A 15,950-nucleotide genomic window follows, 5' to 3' on the forward strand; every position below is an offset into this window, starting at 1 on the left:
CCCGCAACGTCCGCTCGTACAGGGGGATGGCCCGCGTCAGATCCCCGGCCGACTCGTAGGCGCCGGCGAGGTTGTTACGGGAGGCCAGGGTGTCGGGATGGTCGTCACCCAACAACCGCTCAGCATCCGTTTTCCCCTGAACGATGGCTCGGTCATCGGTTGGGCCTTCGAGGGCTTGCGCAATACGTTCGATCTGCTGACGCATAGCATCGTGCGGTGCGGAAGTGGCGCCGTAGACGTCCAGCTGATCGGCGACGGCGCGCAACAGTCCGGCGATCTTCTTCCCGGACGTTCGGTCGGGGTAGCTGCCCCTCGTGAGCATCGATGCAATGTCCTTGAGGAGGGTAGTCAAGTCGCGCAGAATCGAGGCCAATTCACCGGGTTTCCTGCGCTTTGTCAGGGCAGCGGGAATTTCTGGAGCAGGACGATCGGGCAGGTGAAACCAGGCCGTGACCTCACCTTCCTTGAACTCCAGCTCAGCCGAGGAGAAGCGCTCAAGTTCGATAAAGCTGTCGCTATTCCTGACCGCGTCCTCGTATAGGGACTGGGAGATTACTAGCACGAGGTCGGCACCCTCAGCGTCGAGCAGTTGCCTGGCGACAGCGGAGTCGGCCAGTCGGCAGGCGAGGTCAACAGCGCGTCCGGAGATACCCAGGTTGTCGTGCCGGACCAGGCCGACGTGCATACCGATCCGCAGTCCCAGCAGAGCGGGCTGGCCGTGGTTCTCATCCCGCAGGTTCTTGTGTACCTCGGCCAGCCACGGGCCAAGCATCTGGGTCACCGGGACCTGGTCCCGCATTGAGATCAGCACACCGTCGCCGTGGTCTTCCAAATACACGGGACTGCGCGTCACGCTGGTGTGGACGAACGCCGTCTCAAGCACCCGATGCATCTGGGCGCGCACTCTCGGCATTTCCACGTCGGCGTACGCGCCGGAACGCTGGGCGTCGATGCTAATTACCAACTCTGGTGAGGTCCAGTGCGCAGGCGCTTCCTGCTCTCCCAGTCCGCTTTTGCCTGCCGTACCCATCGGTGCCTCTTGCTGCCCTGGCTCGCTCGGATGGAATGCGTGAGGATCCGAGGCCCGGGCAAGAAGTGATCGGAAGAGCCGCGCCAGGGTGAGGTGGAGCTCCGTGACGTGGGGGCTGTCTTCCCGCCTCTTGGCACTGGCGGGAACGGTGCCGTGCTGTGACGTTGTCGACGTCGCTGCCGTTAGGTCGACAGCGGAGCGGTGTCTGGCTTCAGGCATGGGATCCGTTGCCTCCACTCCCAGCAGCCGTGCTGTGGCAGCCGCCGCGTGGGCGATAGGGCGGACACCGGTCGCCAGGATTTCCTCGGCATGGGGTGAGTGGAGGACAACGGGGATTCCGTGAGGGGCTTGAAGGTGGGCAGCGAGGTGGTCGCTCAGAGCGAAGTGAGTGTCCCAGAGTTGGTCTCGGGTAAGCAGACTGGTCAGGTGGCTGGCTGCCGCGGGGTGGAAGTGGTAAAGCGTGTCGGCAGGCCCGCGGGGGGTGGCGGTGAGGAGGCCAGCAGTGAGGAACTCGGCGGTGTCTGCCAGGGTGGCTTCAGGGACAAGACGTTCTCGGAGGACGTCGAGCACAGGCAGCGTGAAGGAATCCAGCGGGGAGGCCGCGATAGCGAGGCGGACGGCGTTGGACTGACGGTCGTCTGTGAATGCCTCAGCGCGGGCACGTACCTGCTCGTCGGTGGATGCTTCGTCCTGGTTGATCGGCCCATGGCGACGGTGACGCAGAGGTGGTCGGCCGGTGGCCGGGACGAGGACGGCCTCGCAGCCGTTCGGGTCTGTGCGCATCAGGGTGCGGGCCCACGCGAGGACCTGGTCGGGGGCCAGCTGCAGGACGGGCAGTGCTTGCCACGGTTTCGTCTCCTCGCTTTCACGGAGAAGGCGTGGGCGGCGGTAGGAGAGGAGACGGCCGGGTGAGGCGGACACGGTCGCGGTCGCGGTGGTGCGAGGAAGATCAAGGCCAGAGCGCTGCCAAAGCCGCTTAGGCAGCGGGTTGATGAGGGCGACCGGGGCGGTACGACCCCAGGTGTGCAAGGTCCGCCATAGGGCTTCCTGCCGCCAGGCCGGCGCGGCGCAGTCAGAGACTACAAGGAGGAGGCGGCGCGCCGGCTGAGTGTGTTGAGCTGCATCCGGGTGCATAGGTAGGGCACGGCCATGGTGGTCGTGTAGGACGGGGGTCTCGCCGGGCGGGTGCTCAAGGTGCCAGACACGAACGTCACGGAAGGCGGCCAGGGCACGCAGCATCTTGGTGAGGACGCGGACCGTTTCGTCCCACACCGCCATGGCGGTACCGCGGTCGAGGACGACGATCACCTCTAGCCAGGGCTCCGGCGCGGGAGCGAGCTGAGGGACGAGCATTCCGGTACGGGTATAATGATCGACGGTGGCATTGACGTCAAGGCGGCGCTGAACGCCAGAGAGCCATGGCCGGCGCAACGGGCGCAGCGCACGGCCGATGTCGAGGGCGTCGGGTAAAGCGGCGGCACGGCCCATGCTCACCCGTTTGCCAGGAACGCTGTGAGTGCCCATCTGGTCCTTGAGCCATACGGAGGCGGCAGGATCACGAGTAGAGCCCATCGCGTTCTCACCTCCCAGTGCCTGGTTGCTTTCCGCAGAAGTGGCGGTGTTGGCCTGGCCCTGCTTCTGGCGCTGCGCTGTGTCGTCCGTGGCGTCGGAGGAGGGGCTATCGGGATTCCGTTCGGCGTGCGCCCAAGCGGAGGCGAGTACCACTGCGTCGAGGAGTTCCTTGACGTCGATGTCGCCGCCGGCTGCCAGAGTGAGCTTTGCTAGCCGGGCGGCAGTATCCTCAGCCACGCCCCAGCTCCTGCAGCAGCAGTTTCTCCAGGCTCTGCCGCTGGTTAAAGTCCGGGACGTGGTTGCCGCGCAGAAGGTAGACGGCATTTAGCAGTTGGTCAATCGCGACGTACTCGTCGTCGTTCAGCTTCTTGAGGAAGGTCTGCACGAGAGTGGCAGTGGTGCTGTCCTCGATATTGCCAAGATGGGCGGCGACGATGTCGGTGAGGGTTCTTTGAGAGAGGGGCGGCATTTCGAAGCGGACGCAGCGGCGTAGGAAAGGAGCGGGGAAGTCACGTTCGCCGTTGCTTGTCAGCACAATGACCGGAAATTCGGTGCACTGGACCCAGCCGTGCTTGATATTGCGTTTGCGGGCCTTGTCGGCGGTGCGTACCTGGATCTCGGGCTTGGGGTGTCTGGCAAGTTCAGGGATCTCAAAGCTGCCGCGCTCTAGAACATCGAGGAGATCGCTTGGCAGGTCGAGGTCACTCTTGTCGATCTCGTCGATCAACAGTGCACGGGGACAGTTGCCTGGGAGAAGCGCGGTGCCCAGGGGGCCGAGCTGTACGAAGTCTCCGATGTCGTCCTCGTGCTCGTCGTCCTTTGTCTGGCTCTTGCTGTCGAGGGTGCGAAGGTTGTGGGCGTGGATGCGGCCGAGAGCGTCGTAGCGATAGAGCGCGTCGGCGAGGGTGCTGCGGGAGGTGATGTGCCAGTGGAGTACCTCGCCTAGGTCGAGCTCCGTCGCGATCTGACGGATGACGGTGGACTTCCCGGAGCCCGCGCGGCCAGTCAGCAACAGGGGGCGGCGCAGGTGCAGGGCGGCGTTCACTGCGTCGACGAGGCCAGGGACCGGGCGATAGGTCCTGGCGAGGTCCTTGCTCAAGTCTGTTGTCTGCTGACCTACAGGGGAGCGCCACGGCGGCGGGGGCGGCAGCATCGGTGGCTCAGCGCGGTTCTTTGGGGGGACTCCCGTGCCCCGGTAGTACGGGGTCCAGCTCATGCTTGCTCCTTGTACATCATCTCGTCAGGTGCTCTCAGGACCGTGCTTGCCCGTCTCCGGCAGAACGCCTGCCAGTCCTTGTCATGCCAAGCGACTCTCACGGCCGCAAGAGGTCCGAGTTCATCATCGTGACTCAGGTCTCCACTCAGATCCTGCTGGTAGGCCTGCGCAACGTGCAGTGGCAAGGCCCGCCAGTACTTCCCGACGGAAGCCTTGAGCTTCTGCTTGTCACTGACATCCTTCTGCCGTGGCCAGACCAGCGCAGGCGTGTGCTCAAGGAGTTCCTGCGCAATAAAGTCCCAGTCCGTCGTCGGCAGAGAGGCCACTGCCCAAACGCGCTGTCCGAAGCCGTGATTGCTCAGATGCTTCTGCACTTGCTCAACGGTCCCCATTTGGTCCGCGTGGAGCCAGTCAGGGCCGGAACATTTACTGTCGTCCAGGGAAACCAACAACTCTTCGCCGACTTGGAGCATGTCATCGACCGTGGTGCCGTGAGGGGGTGCCAGCAGACCCGACCAACGGGTCGTCACCGTGTAGTTGACACCTAACGTCATCTGCTTACGGAAGACTTGCTCCTCCGGAGGACAATCCAGCAACACGAGGGTCGGTGCGGCCACGTCGATGTACTTCAACCGCTTTCCCGCAAGGTTCGCCCATGGTCCCGACCAGGCCACGGCCTGAGCCAAAGCAGTCTTCAGCCCTTTCTCTCCGGGGCTGCAGGGGAAGCGCTGACTGCCGAGCACGGCACGGCCGAAGAGCAGCCACGCATCTACACGGACGACGCTCTCACCTCCGTCATCGGCCAGCACCAAGACCAGTCGTGGAGCCCTGTCAGGGTGAGATTGATGGTTCAGCTCACGCAAGCGACTGTTGACCATCGGAGTGAGTCCAAAATCCTGCGCCCAGATGACTACCTCTTCCGGCAGCGTGTCCCCGCATCCCGCCACATGGGTCATTGCCGCGGCCAAATGGGCCAACGCCCGGTGTTGGCCCTCGGCAGCACCTCCATGATGAGCGGCGTACTCGACCAGATCCCGCAGGTTCGGCGGTGCTTCGCGCCGCAGGAGGTGTAGAGGAAGGCCCGCTAGCATTCCGGCCAGCAGCAGATCGTCTTCGGTCAGGTGCGGACCAAAGACCTTGTTCGCAACGTTCAACGTCTTGCGGCTGACCGCCAGTTCGTCCAGCACCTCATGTAACCGGTGTACAGCAAGCCGAGAACCGACACCTGCAGTCTGCTGGTTCTCCTTCAACCACGCGGCGATTTCACCCTCTGTGGACAGCTGGAGGGTGCTGTCGATTCGCCGGACAGCGTCACGTACCGCCTTACTCGCGATTGGTCCGAGCTCGTGACTGTAAGAGGCAGCGCGATTCCGGGCCAGCCAAAGGACATCACCGAAAAACGGGGCTCCGTCGAAGATGCATCGTCCTGGCTGCTGACCACTGATCTGCTCCCGGAGCTGCTCCATCAAGTCGTCATCGACTCTCAGGAACTCCCCAGCGTCCGGCAGACCCTCCTCGATCAGGCGGATGAGGGTCTTGCTCAGCCGCAGGCGGTACGCTGCCTCCTTTGCGGTGGCCCCGAAAAGCAGGGAGAACCGCACGTTGCCTGCCTGCGGTCCCGCGGTGACCATCGGAGTGGCCGGTACCGCCCCGCCAGCGAGGCAGGTGTCGACAATGGTGATTAACCCGGCCAGGCCAGGGTGATTGAGGACGTCGCCAAGCAGGGAGGAGACGTCCACGTTGGAGAGCCGTGGGGCGCCTTCCATTCCCGACGTGACGAAGTGCAGAGGGGCACCCTCAGCGCCCTCACCGTGACCAAGCAGGGCGAGCACGAGGAGACCGCCGTCACGCCGTGCATCCTCGGCAGCACGCTCCACGGCCTCACAGACTCGAGCTTTGCCTAGATTGTTGCCAATCAGCAGAGAGTGTTCACCGCGGTCTACGCAGCCTCCCAGCTCCGGGTCTACGAGGACAGCATGCAGGTCGCGGGCAGCGTCCTCTAACCCCTCCAGCTTGGCGTTTTCGCACTGGGCACCTACCACGAGCACATGACGGGGCGGATTTGCCAAGGTGGTCACGACTGAAGGGCCTCGATCACCGGACGAGCGACAGCACCGTGCTCCAGATACTTCGTAGCGGTATGCGTCCACAGTCCGCGCGACTCAACGCGCTCTGTCACAGCCTTGACACCGCTCATGCTCGGGCGGATCCACTCGGCCAGATGCGGCCGGCCCACGATGATGTCATCGCGGTCCCAGAAGTTGCGCCAAGAGGCCACGTTCTCAGGGCAGCGCCCCGGGCGCGGAACCAGACGATCCAGAACCACCGCTCCCAGAGCCAGAGGCGAACCCAAGGTCACCCACAGAGGCACCATTCCCTCATACTCGTGGAGTGCCTCGTAGGCAACCACTGTACCCAGACTGTGCGACACCACCACGAGAGGCCGCGCAGGGTCCAAGCCGTCGAGCACCCGGCTGCGAATGGCCGCGCCCAGTTCCGCCTTTTTAGCCCTACGGTCCAAGTAACGGCCGACTTGGGCGAGCTGACCCAGAAGCGTCGAGCCATTCATCCACTGCGCCGCCTGGCACACGCCGGGGAGGCGCAGCATGGTCGTCGTGACACCAATCAACCGTCGGCCGATATCTCCTACGCCCTGGGCCTGTCGGTTTTCAATCGCAGCATCGAGTTGGAAGCGCGCGTCACGGATGACCCGCGCGCCCTGAGGGCTGCTCTCCAGCGGGAACTGCTCAGCAAGCTCTTCCAACATCGAGTCAAGCAGCTCTGCCAGAAAAGGCACTTCATGCTCGTTGTTGAGGTCCACAACGGCAGGGCCCTGGGCCCCCTGACGGTTGAACAGGTCGCTGTAGTTGACGAACGTGACGTCCGCCAGCCAGCCTTGTGTCAATGCAGAGATGACATCGGGCATTTTAGCGTCCCGCGTCCCAACAGCAAGTGCCTGCAGCCACCTACGGCGGTCAGCAGCGCTGTCCCGAAGGCGACCGATGCCGTGCACGAACAACAGTTGAGGCTTCCCCGTTGCCATGAGGCCCCTCCTCTTTCCTGGCAGGAGGACATTGTGCCTGTATGTGGGATCGCACGGCAGCAGAACATACAGGCTCGCGGTGGTGCGCACCGAGATGGGACTCTGCCATGCATCCGCAAGTGGTGGCGCCCATCAGGTGGACGCCGCCACCACCTCCAGGTGTCAGTCGGCAACCTCGAGCAGGCTTGGGCTCCCGCGAAGGTGCCTCCATACGGGAACAGAACAAACTTCCAGGCCATGAGCCTTTTCCATCATCGGTCTGAGCTGGCCAGATGCAGGCAGAGGACGGTTTGGACGAGGATTGTGATGCGAGTGGTCGAGCAGCGCAGTTTGCGGAGGAGCCGCCATGACTTGAGGGTGGCGACGGCCTGCTCGACGAGGGCCCGGATCTTCGCGTGGGGCCGGTTGACTGCCTTTTGACCTGCGGAAAGGGTCTCCCAGCGTCCCCAGTACGGGACACGGACCGTGCCCCCGGCGCCTCGGTAGCCCTTGTCGGCCCAGCAGGTGATGCCGGTGTCCGTGAGCGTGCGGATGATGCCGTGCTCGCGGGCGGCCCGGACGTCGTGCACGGCTCCGGGCAGGGCCGGTGAGGTCCACAGCAGTCGGCCGGTGGGATCGGCCAGGAGCTGTGCGCGCACCTGGTGGGTATTGACCACTACGCTGTAGCTGCGCTACGCCGAGTTGGACCTGAGGGATGCGGTTTTCGAGTACCCGGTGCTGGTCGCTGCCCGCCCCACTCCTTTCTCCCTATCCGCATCGGCTTTGTCTGACTGGCTGTTCTCTATCCGTGTGCGTGGTCGGTCGGGCCTCGAACACGGTGCTGGATCGGGTGAGATTGCTGGTGCCGAGGCATGAGAGAAGGGCCTCTTGGTAGCTCGCGGATGTCGAGTCCAGCGAGAAGCAAGAGGCACTGTTGTCGAAGTGTCGCGTGGTCGCGATCGCCGGGTCCAGTCCGGCCACTCCTGGGTGTGACTGCCTCGCCCACAGGTTCGGGAACGCGGCCGACCGGCCGGAGCGCCGGCCCCGGTACGGCTCGGACATGAGTGATACCGAGTGGGCAGCCGTGCGGGACCTGCTGCCGGTGCCGGGATGGCTGGCGGGCCGGGGCGGGCGGCCGGAGGGCTACTGCCACCGGCAGATGATCGACGCGATCCGCTACCTCGTCGACAACGGCATCAAATGGCGGGCGATGCCGTCGGACTTCCCGCCCTGGCCGCGCGTGTATGCCTTCTTCGCCCGCTGGCGGGACGTGGGGCTCGTGGCCGAGCTGCACGACCGGCTGCGCGAGGCCGTCCGCGAGGCCGAGGACCGCGGTGCGGAGCCGAGTGCGGCGGTCATCGACTCGCAGTCGGTGAAGGCGGACGCCACCGTCGCCCTCACCTCGCGGGGCTTCGACGCCGGCAAGAAGATCAACGGACGCAAGCGGCACCTACTCACCGACACGCTCGGGCTGCTGCTGGCCGTGCTGGTCACACCGGCCTCGACCACCGACCGGGACGCCGCCCGCCTCCTGCTGCCCGAGGCCCGGGACCGCTTCGGGCGGCTGGCACGGATCTGGGCCGACGGCGGATACACCGGCCACCTCGTCGACTGGAGTGCCACGCAGCTCGGAGTCGGCCTGGACATCGTCCGCCGCAGCGACGACATGCACGGCTTCCAGGTGCTGCCCCGCCGCTGGGTGGTGGAAAGATCGTTCGCCTGGTGCCTGCGCAGCCGGCGCTTGGTCCGCGACTACGAACGCCGCACCGACACCAGCGAAGCGGTCATCCTGTGGTCGATGACCATGCTCATGAGCCGCCGCCTGGCCGCCCGGCACCAGCGTCCTGCTCCAGGGGTGGCTCGGGCAGCGTGAACCTGCCCGGCTTCACCTCGACCAGCCAGCCCCGTTCCACCAGCCGCTTCAGCCGGGCCCTGGCGCCTTCGACGCGGGAGGCGGACGCGCTGTCCCAGCCCAGCACCACCGCCGCCCGCCGGGCACCCAGCCCGTCGCCACCCGCATCGACCGCAGCGACCATCAACGCCTGATAATCCGGCGACAACTCCGCCACCTCACTCGCCTGTCGCCGGTGAGGCACCGCCCGACGCGGCCCGACCGGCTTCTTCTGCGGCACCTCGACTGCCATCTCGACAGGCGCACCCCCCTCGGCCAGCGCCTCCAGATACTGCTCCAGACCGATCACTCGGTGGCGGTGCACTTCTTCTGCGGCCGCCAGAGCCGCCCGCACTTGTTCCAGCTCGGCCTCGAGCTCCTGCACCCGCACTGCTGCGACCTTCTGCCGCTCCTCCAGAACCGCCCGCATCGACGGCATCCGCCACCTCCACGACATCTCGTCCGGCACCGAGCCGAGGCTCCCGCGACAGCGGCTGCTTCATGCCTGACCAGCGAAGACATCACACGAGATTCGGAAAGAGAACGGCCTCTGAGACAGAGTTGTCCGACCTGGAGCCCGGCGTGCACCTGAGCACGGTGGGTGGAGTGGAGAGCACCGTTACCTGAGGCGGGTGATTACGACGTAATCACTCGCGCCGCAGAGGTGGTGCCATCGCTGGGAGGGGGTGCGCGTGAGGCCAGCAGGGATAGCGGCAGCCAAGATCCGCATCGTGGCGATCGGTCCTGCCGCCACCCACTGTTGCCGACTGTGCGGGTTGAAGGCCTGCTCCTGTCCAGAACTCACCACGGACAGCAGTGGGTTCAGAACGAGAGGAAGATGTTGACCGGTCGCTGACCAAGCAGATGGCCTCGCGTATCCCGCCCCGCGTCAACAAGGGTCTCCCGGAGATGAAGGAAGCCGCCGAGAGCACGGAGCTGTGGTGTAGCGGCGCCGCGTTGGCGTGACTGATTGAGGGGCCGCGACCGCTAGGTGTATTGACCACAAGCGTTGTTGACAACGGACAGACGACTCGATCGCCTGTCGCAGGCATACGATCCGACTCGCTGCTGTGGGCCCGACCCAGCGGCCGGTGTTTGCATCGATGGTGTCGGTGCTCAGGCGGTCGTGCTCTGCGTATGGGTGTCCGCTTGTGCGTTGTGCGCGGATGCGATCGCGCAAGCGGCGCGTACGAAGGCGGCGACGGCTGGGGAGCGGGCTTCCTGGGGCCAGGCAACGGCCAGTGTGCAGTTCGGCAGGTCGCTGACCGGCCGGTAGGCAACCCCAGGGCGCGGGTTGCGTCGGGCGACCGAGGCGGGTGCGAAGAACACGATGCTGCCCGTCTCGACGAGACTGAAGATCTCCGACAAGTTGGAGGCTTGTCTCGTCGCCCCGGACGGGGACGGCGCGGTTCGGCCGCCGTCGGCCGGCGCGCCGTTGGGGAGGCTCCGGCCGGCCAGGTCGGCCAGGCACAGCCGGGTACGGGCGGCCAGTGGGTCGGTGGCGGCCATCGCGACTAGGACCGGCTCGGTCAGCAGCGGTTCACTGTCCAGACCTCGGTCATCCACGGGGCGGAGCATGAGCGCCACATCGGCGAGGCCGTCGCGCAGTGCCTGGGGCTGATCGCCGAAACCTCCGAGGACCAGTTCGGGGGGGGCAAAGCCGCGGGGTCGGTGCCGTAGGCGTCCAGGATCTGCGGCAGCAGGCCGCCGTCGATGTCGGCCTTGAGGGCGATCCGCAGCCGGGGCGAGGCGCTGCCCGCGTGCCGGGCCCGGTGGGCGGCGGCGGTGACCGCCTCCAGGGCAGTTCTGGCGTCGCGCAACAGGACCTCTCCGGCACCAGTGAGTTTCACCTGCCGGGTGGTCCGCTCGAACAGTGTCACGCCGAGCTGTCGTTCAAGGTCGCGGATCGTGCGGGACAGCGGGGGCTGCGCCATGCCCAGCCGCTCGGCGGCCCGCCCGAAGTGCAGTTCCTCCGCGACCGCGACGAAGTAGCGGAGCTGCCGCACCTCCAGATCATTCATCCCCCCAGGGTATCGATAGCGACCAAAGTGGTCCTTCACCCGCACCGTCGCGCGAGGTCCACTCGAAAGCGACCGCCCGGCACGCCCCCCGGGATCCGCCGCCGACCGCCACGCATGGAGGCACTCGTGATCGTTGTTACTACGCCGACCGGTGACATCGGCCGACAGGTCCTGGACCGGGTTCTGGACAGCGGTGAACCGGTGCGGGTGATCGCCCGCGACTCCTCCCGCCTCGCGGAGCACGTGCGCGCGCAGGCGGAGGTGGTGGAGGGCTCACACGCCGACGCGGACACGATCGCGAAGGCGCTGGAGGGCGCTGACCGGCTGTTCTGGCTCGTGCCCCCGGCCGGCTTCCGGGACGCCGGCCCCGCCGGGAGCTACTACCTGGACTTCACTCGGGCCGCCGCCCAGGAAGCCGCAAGCCGGGGCGTGCGGATGGTGCACGTCACCTCCCTGGGCCACGGATACAACGGCGCGGCCGGCCTGCTGTCGGCCGCGCTCGACATGGACGAGCTGATCGAGAGCACCGGCGTGCAGTGCCGGGCGCTGGCGCTGCCGTTCTTCATGGAGAACGTCCTCCACCAGGTCCAGCCGATCGCACAGCAGGGTGTGTTCTCCCTGGCGAACACCGCGGACCGGCCGTTGCTGACCGTCGCCACCCAGGACGTGGCCGCCGCCGCGGCAGACCTTCTGCTGGACACCACCTGGAACGGTCAGGCCCGTGTTCCCCTGGTCGGCCCGGACAGCCTGACCCCCGACGCCATGGCCGAGATCATCACCGAAACCCTGGGCCGCACGGTGCGCTATCAGCAGGTGCCGCTCGCGGACTTCCAGGACCGGATGGTGCAGCGCGGCGCGAGCCCTTCGCTGGCCCAGGACATGGCCGACATGGTCGACGCGCAGAACAACGGCATCTACAACGCCGAACCCCGCGACCCGGCCTCCGCCACCGCAACCGACTTCCGCCAGTGGTGCCAGAACGTCCTGGAGCCGGCCATCCGGTCCTGACCAGCACGCCGGTCAGTGCCCGGCGCAGCCGCCTCATCCGGCACCGGAGGAAGCGGCCCCGCACACCACCATCGGGCGATGCCGCCCCTCTAAATGATCAACAGGATCGCGTGCCGTGGCGAAGGGCGACGCGGCAGGACCTGGCGGACTACCGGCACTGGAAGTGCCGGGCGGCGGAGAATCCGGGCCGGATCGGCGGGACGAAGTGGGACCTGGAGGCGTCCACGTTCACCAAGCTGTTCCGGTGGGCGAAGGTCTACCCGCTGCCGGTGGACGTCTCGCGGCGCGAGGACCGGGCTGCGGACTCGGTGAGCTCGCGGGTGCTGTGGCTGACGCCGCGGACCTGGGGCTTGTGGCCGGACATTGGGCTGCGCGGCCACACCCGCGCCGGGTTTCCGGCACCCGGGTGGGAGTCGCGGACGGAGCTGCGCAACACCAGCTTCGTGCAGCTGCTGCTCAGCTCCGGCCTGCGCCGGCAGGAGGGCGGCGCGCTGCTCACTTTCAAGTTGCCCAGCCGGCGCCTGCGCTTTGGCCGCTACTGCCACGGTCACATCGCCGCGGCGCTCACCCAGGCGAAACAGAGCAGGGTCTTCTACGCGTCCATCAACGCGGTCGGCCAGATCGAGGCTTACGTTGAGTCGGAGCGGGCCTGGGCGGTGCAGCGCGCCCAGGCAGCGGGCCGCTACGAGAAGCTGCCCACGATGCGGTTGGTCACGAAGGTGACGCGCGGGCTGAAACCGCGGATCGAGTGTGCTCGACCGACTGCTCCCCGCCCACAACCCGCGCTACCGGCATGACGACATCTGCCTGGTAGGGGTCCGGTCCGCCTGAGGTGCCCGGCGCTGCGGTGCCTGCGGGCGGGAGATGCTCGAGGTGTCCGGCAGCGCTATCGTCGGCACTTTCGTGGTTGTGGTGCCGTCCAGGTCGTGCCACGGTGTGCCCCTCGTGTGGTGCGGTGCCGCCGGCGAACCACGGGTCCAGCCCACCTCGAGGCGTGCACACGTCACCAGCGAGCACACCTGTCCACGGCCGGCGATCGGGGCGCGGAGCCTGTAACGGGGATGGGTCAGCTGTTGTCAATGCCGGTGTTGGCCTTGCTGCCGGGGCCGTTCGCCGTGGCGTTGCCGGTGCGCTCCGCCCGGGTGGAGCCGCCGCCTGTTGCGCCGGGGCGGCGGTTGCCGGTGTTGGCATCGCCGCCGCCGACGGCCCGGGCATCCCCGGTGTCGACGGCCGACTGCTCGGATACCGTCTGCGGCTGCCGCATCACGGCCCAGACCAGGGCGGCCACCCCGGTCGCCGCCTGCACCACTGCGCCGACCATCTGCCCGGTGTCCGGGCCGTCGAGCAGCCAGACCAGCGGAGTCGAGACGATCCCCACCACCGCAGCCAGGATCACCGTGTACTTCACCCATACCGGCATACCGGGCCCCCTATCGCCCTGTGACGTCATGGCAGGGCCTCATTGTGAGACGCAGCCAGCCCCGCCACGCCCGGAATGGTCTCCTCCGCACAGCGAAAGGGGTGGAGCGTCCTTCATCCGCAAGGGAGAGGGGCGGATCGGTTGTGGGAACTCTTGCTGTTTGTGCCGCGTGTTGACAGAAGAAACGCTGTGATGGTGTCCGGGCCGCCAACCGGGCGGCAGGAACATCGTGAGCGAGGGGTGTGGGTTGTGCTGGCTGAGGGATTGACGGCGCTGGCCGCGGCGGGGGGCAGCGCCGTGGTGCAGGCGGCGGGGACGGACGCGTGGACGGGGTTGCGGCGCCGCGTCGCAGAGATCTTCGGCCGCGGGGACAGTACGCGGGCCGCGGCGGAACTGGAGCGGCTGGAGGCGACCGCGCAGACCCTCCTTCCCGTGACCTCCGGAGCCGGCGACGCCGCAGCACTGCGGCTGCGACAGGAGGGCGTGTGGGCGGGCCGGTTCGAGGCGCTGCTCGAAGGCCTCGACGAGGAAGACCGGGAGCGCGCGGTGACCGAGTTGCGGGAGCTGGTGGCGTTCGCCGCCGCCACGGCCGGTGACGCGGCGTTCGCGACGGGCACCGCGGTCGCCCAGGACGGGGGCAGCGCAGTCACCGGAGTGAAAAACACCGGTCCCGGCCGCCGGGGCCCGGCACGGGCAGCCCACACCGGGAACGCGGAGGCCACCGGAGCGGGCTCCAGCGCCATCACCGGCATCGTCAACGACAACCGGTAGGACTCGGCAACCGCCCGTCCGGACCGACGGGCCGGCGGAAGACACAGCATGGACAGAAGCGGGGGCGGCATGGCCCGGTGGTTTCGGCGCGGACTCGGTAACGGCAGACCCGACCCAGGCGCCGCCGAGTCCGCGCCGCGAGACAACGCCGGCGGTGAAAAGACGCACGTCACCGATACCGGCGCGGGCGGCAGCCCGGTCCCGGCGCATCCTGCGGCAGGCACCTGGCAGGAGGTGACGGGCAGCGGGAACGTAACCGCTACCCACGGAGCAAAGGCCGTCACCGGAATCGACAACTCCATCACCCTCAATCTGCCCCCTGAAGCCCACCCGCCCACCGAGGTACCGGCACGCGCAGGCCTCGACGCTCTCCCGTTCCACCCCGGTTTGTTTGTGGGTCGTGGTGGTGAGCTGGAGGAGTTGGATGCGGCGTTGGAGGGGGTGGGGGTGGCGTTGGTGCAGGCGGTGTCGGGGCTGGGCGGGATCGGGAAGAGCACCCTGGCCGCCCACTGGGCTGCGACGCGTGCGCACGGGCATGTGCCGGTGCGCTGGTTCACCGCGGACAGTCCGGCCGGGGTGCAGCAGGGGCTGGCCGACCTGGCCGTCGCCCTGCAGCCTCTCCTGGCCCGTGTCCTGCCGGTGGAAGCCCTTGCCGAGTGGGGCATGCAGTGGCTGGCCTGCCACACCGGCTGGCTCGTCGTCCTGGACAATGTGCAGAATCCCGCCGACATCGCCACTCTAGTCGGCCGGGCGCGCGGCGGCCGGTTTCTGATCACTTCCCGTCTCACCACCGGCTGGAGCGCGGCCGGGGCCTCGACCGTGGTGCGTCTGGACGTCCTTGATCCCGGGGACTCGCTGAAGCTGCTGACACGCATCGCCGTGGCTGATCATCCGGGCCGGGACATGAGCGGTGCCGCCGGTTTGTGCGAGGAGCTCGGGCATCTTCCGCTGGCCCTGGAGCAGGCGGGCGCTTACCTCGCGCAGAACCCGTTCATTACCCCCCGCGCCTACCGCGAGCTCCTCGCCCGACAGCCGGGCCGGATGCTGGGCCGACGCGCGGTGAACACCCCGGGAAAGCGGACCATCGCCCGGATCTGGGACGTCACCTTGGACCGTGTCACCCAGATCCAGCCCGAAGCGGCCGGCCTGCTGCGCATGCTGGCCTGGTTCGCCCCCGACCACATCCCCACCGCTCTCCTCCGGGCGGCAGAACCAGGCCCGGACAGCCAGAACGGCCCGGACGGCCAGGACGGCGGGGATGGGGCGTGGGAGACGGTGGGGGTGCTGTCGGCGTACGGGATGCTCACCGTCGACCCGGCCGCGGACACGGTGTCGGTGCACCGTCTGGTCCAGGCAGTGGCCCGCACTCCCGAGCCCGGCCATCCCCACCGCACCCCCGAACAGATCGACCGGGCCCGCCGACACGCCACCAGCCGTCTGCACACCGTCCTGCCGCAGGACTGGAACAACCCGGCCAACTGGCCGCTGTGGCGGGAACTGCTGCCCCACGTCGACGCCCTCGCCCGCCATGCCGCCGCCGGCACCGACACCCACACCACGGCCCGCCTCCTCAGCAGCGCCGGCAGCTTCCTCAACGACCAGGGAACAATCCGCCGTGCCATCGCCTACCTCGGCCGCGCTCACACCACCTGCCTACGAGTGCTGGGCGAGGACCACCCCTCCACCCTGACCTCCCGCAACAACCTCGCCTACGCTTACCATGCGGCGGGTGATCTAGAACGGGCCATCCCCCTGTTCGAGCGGACGGTGGACGATGCGGTGCGGGTACTGGGCGAGGACCACCCCTCCACCCTGTCCTCCCGCAACAACCTCGCCAGCGCCTACCGCGCGGCGGGTGATCTAGAACGGGCCATCCCCCTGTTCGAGCGGACGTTGCAGGAGCGGGTGCGGGTGCTGGGCGAGGACCACCCCTCCACCCTGACCTCCCGCAACAACCTCGCCGGCGCCTACGAGTCGGCCGGGGACTTGACGCGGGCCA

Annotated in this window: 12 protein-coding genes and 1 pseudogene; 5 read left to right on the forward strand and 8 right to left on the reverse strand. The window is 67.5% G+C overall.

Annotation, left to right across the window (positions count from 1 at the left end; translation table 11 throughout):
• From FHS37_RS40380 to FHS37_RS38195, 5 genes are all read right to left on the reverse strand, one after another.
• Positions 1–2,839: SAV_2336 N-terminal domain-related protein (locus FHS37_RS40380; RefSeq protein ID WP_311136985.1), on the reverse strand; the 2,839-nt coding region annotated here is incomplete at its 3' end.
• A complete protein-coding gene (locus FHS37_RS38180) occupies positions 2,832–3,818 on the reverse strand; it encodes an AAA family ATPase (protein ID WP_184829853.1) in 987 nt (328 codons plus the stop codon). The genes FHS37_RS38180 and FHS37_RS40380, both read right to left, overlap by 8 nt.
• Positions 3,815–5,896, reverse strand: a complete 2,082-nt coding sequence (locus tag FHS37_RS38185) for a vWA-MoxR associated conflict system protein (protein WP_184829855.1) — start codon at positions 5,894–5,896, stop codon at positions 3,815–3,817. The genes FHS37_RS38180 and FHS37_RS38185 overlap by 4 nt, the downstream gene beginning before the upstream one ends.
• Positions 5,893–6,861: an alpha/beta hydrolase family protein gene (locus tag FHS37_RS38190; RefSeq protein WP_184829857.1), complete on the reverse strand. Its 969-nt coding sequence runs from the start codon at positions 6,859–6,861 to the stop codon at positions 5,893–5,895. The genes FHS37_RS38185 and FHS37_RS38190 overlap by 4 nt, the downstream gene beginning before the upstream one ends.
• A 251-nt stretch (positions 6,862–7,112) precedes the next feature.
• The gene (locus tag FHS37_RS38195) at positions 7,113–7,517 is read right to left on the reverse strand and encodes a transposase family protein (protein WP_375372344.1); all 405 of its coding nucleotides are present in this window, start codon (positions 7,515–7,517) and stop codon (positions 7,113–7,115) included.
• Positions 7,518–7,900: 383 nt separating this feature from the next.
• Here FHS37_RS38195 and FHS37_RS38200 point away from each other — a divergent pair, with 383 nt between their 5' ends.
• A complete protein-coding gene (locus tag FHS37_RS38200; RefSeq protein WP_184829859.1) occupies positions 7,901–8,713 on the forward strand; it encodes an IS5 family transposase in 813 nt (270 codons plus the stop codon).
• Here FHS37_RS38200 and FHS37_RS38205 read toward each other — a convergent pair.
• Both FHS37_RS38205 and FHS37_RS38210 read right to left on the reverse strand, forming a co-directional pair.
• Positions 8,649–9,161 carry a hypothetical protein gene (locus tag FHS37_RS38205; RefSeq protein ID WP_184829867.1) on the reverse strand — a complete coding sequence of 171 codons (513 nt, stop codon included), beginning with the start codon at positions 9,159–9,161 and terminating at the stop codon, positions 8,649–8,651. The two genes, FHS37_RS38200 and FHS37_RS38205, sit on opposite strands and share 65 nt — an antisense overlap.
• A gap of 686 nt (positions 9,162–9,847) precedes the next feature.
• Positions 9,848–10,752: pseudogene (locus FHS37_RS38210) on the reverse strand (LysR family transcriptional regulator).
• A gap of 126 nt (positions 10,753–10,878) precedes the next feature.
• Here FHS37_RS38210 and FHS37_RS38215 point away from each other — a divergent pair.
• The gene (locus tag FHS37_RS38215; RefSeq protein ID WP_184829861.1) at positions 10,879–11,760 is read left to right on the forward strand and encodes an NmrA family NAD(P)-binding protein; all 882 of its coding nucleotides are present in this window, start codon (positions 10,879–10,881) and stop codon (positions 11,758–11,760) included.
• A 110-nt stretch (positions 11,761–11,870) separates the two neighbouring features.
• Positions 11,871–12,557 (forward strand): hypothetical protein, encoded by a 687-nt coding sequence (locus tag FHS37_RS38220; RefSeq protein ID WP_229890313.1) that lies wholly within the window; start codon positions 11,871–11,873, stop codon positions 12,555–12,557.
• Positions 12,558–12,826: 269 nt separating this feature from the next.
• On the opposite strand, the gene FHS37_RS38225 is transcribed toward FHS37_RS38220, so the two are convergent.
• Positions 12,827–13,168, reverse strand: a complete 342-nt coding sequence (locus FHS37_RS38225) for a hypothetical protein (protein ID WP_308439538.1) — start codon at positions 13,166–13,168, stop codon at positions 12,827–12,829.
• A 261-nt stretch (positions 13,169–13,429) separates the two neighbouring features.
• On the opposite strand from FHS37_RS38225, the gene FHS37_RS38230 reads away from it, so the two are divergent.
• Positions 13,430–13,951, forward strand: coding sequence for a hypothetical protein (locus tag FHS37_RS38230; protein WP_229890312.1), 522 nt, complete (start codon positions 13,430–13,432; stop codon positions 13,949–13,951).
• A gap of 48 nt (positions 13,952–13,999) precedes the next feature.
• Positions 14,000–15,950, forward strand: a 1,951-nt coding sequence (locus FHS37_RS38235; protein ID WP_184829865.1) for a tetratricopeptide repeat protein, incomplete at its 3' end; no start/stop codon positions are given.

This window comes from Streptomyces griseomycini (assembly GCF_014203535.1).
GTDB lineage: Bacteria > Actinomycetota > Actinomycetes > Streptomycetales > Streptomycetaceae > Streptomyces > Streptomyces griseomycini.

Coding starts and splice junctions, on each gene's coding strand:
- FHS37_RS38180 (WP_184829853.1), bottom strand. CDS start 3,818: ATGAGCTGGACCCCGTACTACCGGGGCACGGGAGTCCCCCCAAAGAAC.
- FHS37_RS38190 (WP_184829857.1), bottom strand. CDS start 6,861: ATGGCAACGGGGAAGCCTCAACTGTTGTTCGTGCACGGCATCGGTCGC.
- FHS37_RS38200 (WP_184829859.1), top strand. CDS start 7,901: ATGAGTGATACCGAGTGGGCAGCCGTGCGGGACCTGCTGCCGGTGCCG.
- FHS37_RS38205 (WP_184829867.1), bottom strand. CDS start 9,161: ATGCGGGCGGTTCTGGAGGAGCGGCAGAAGGTCGCAGCAGTGCGGGTG.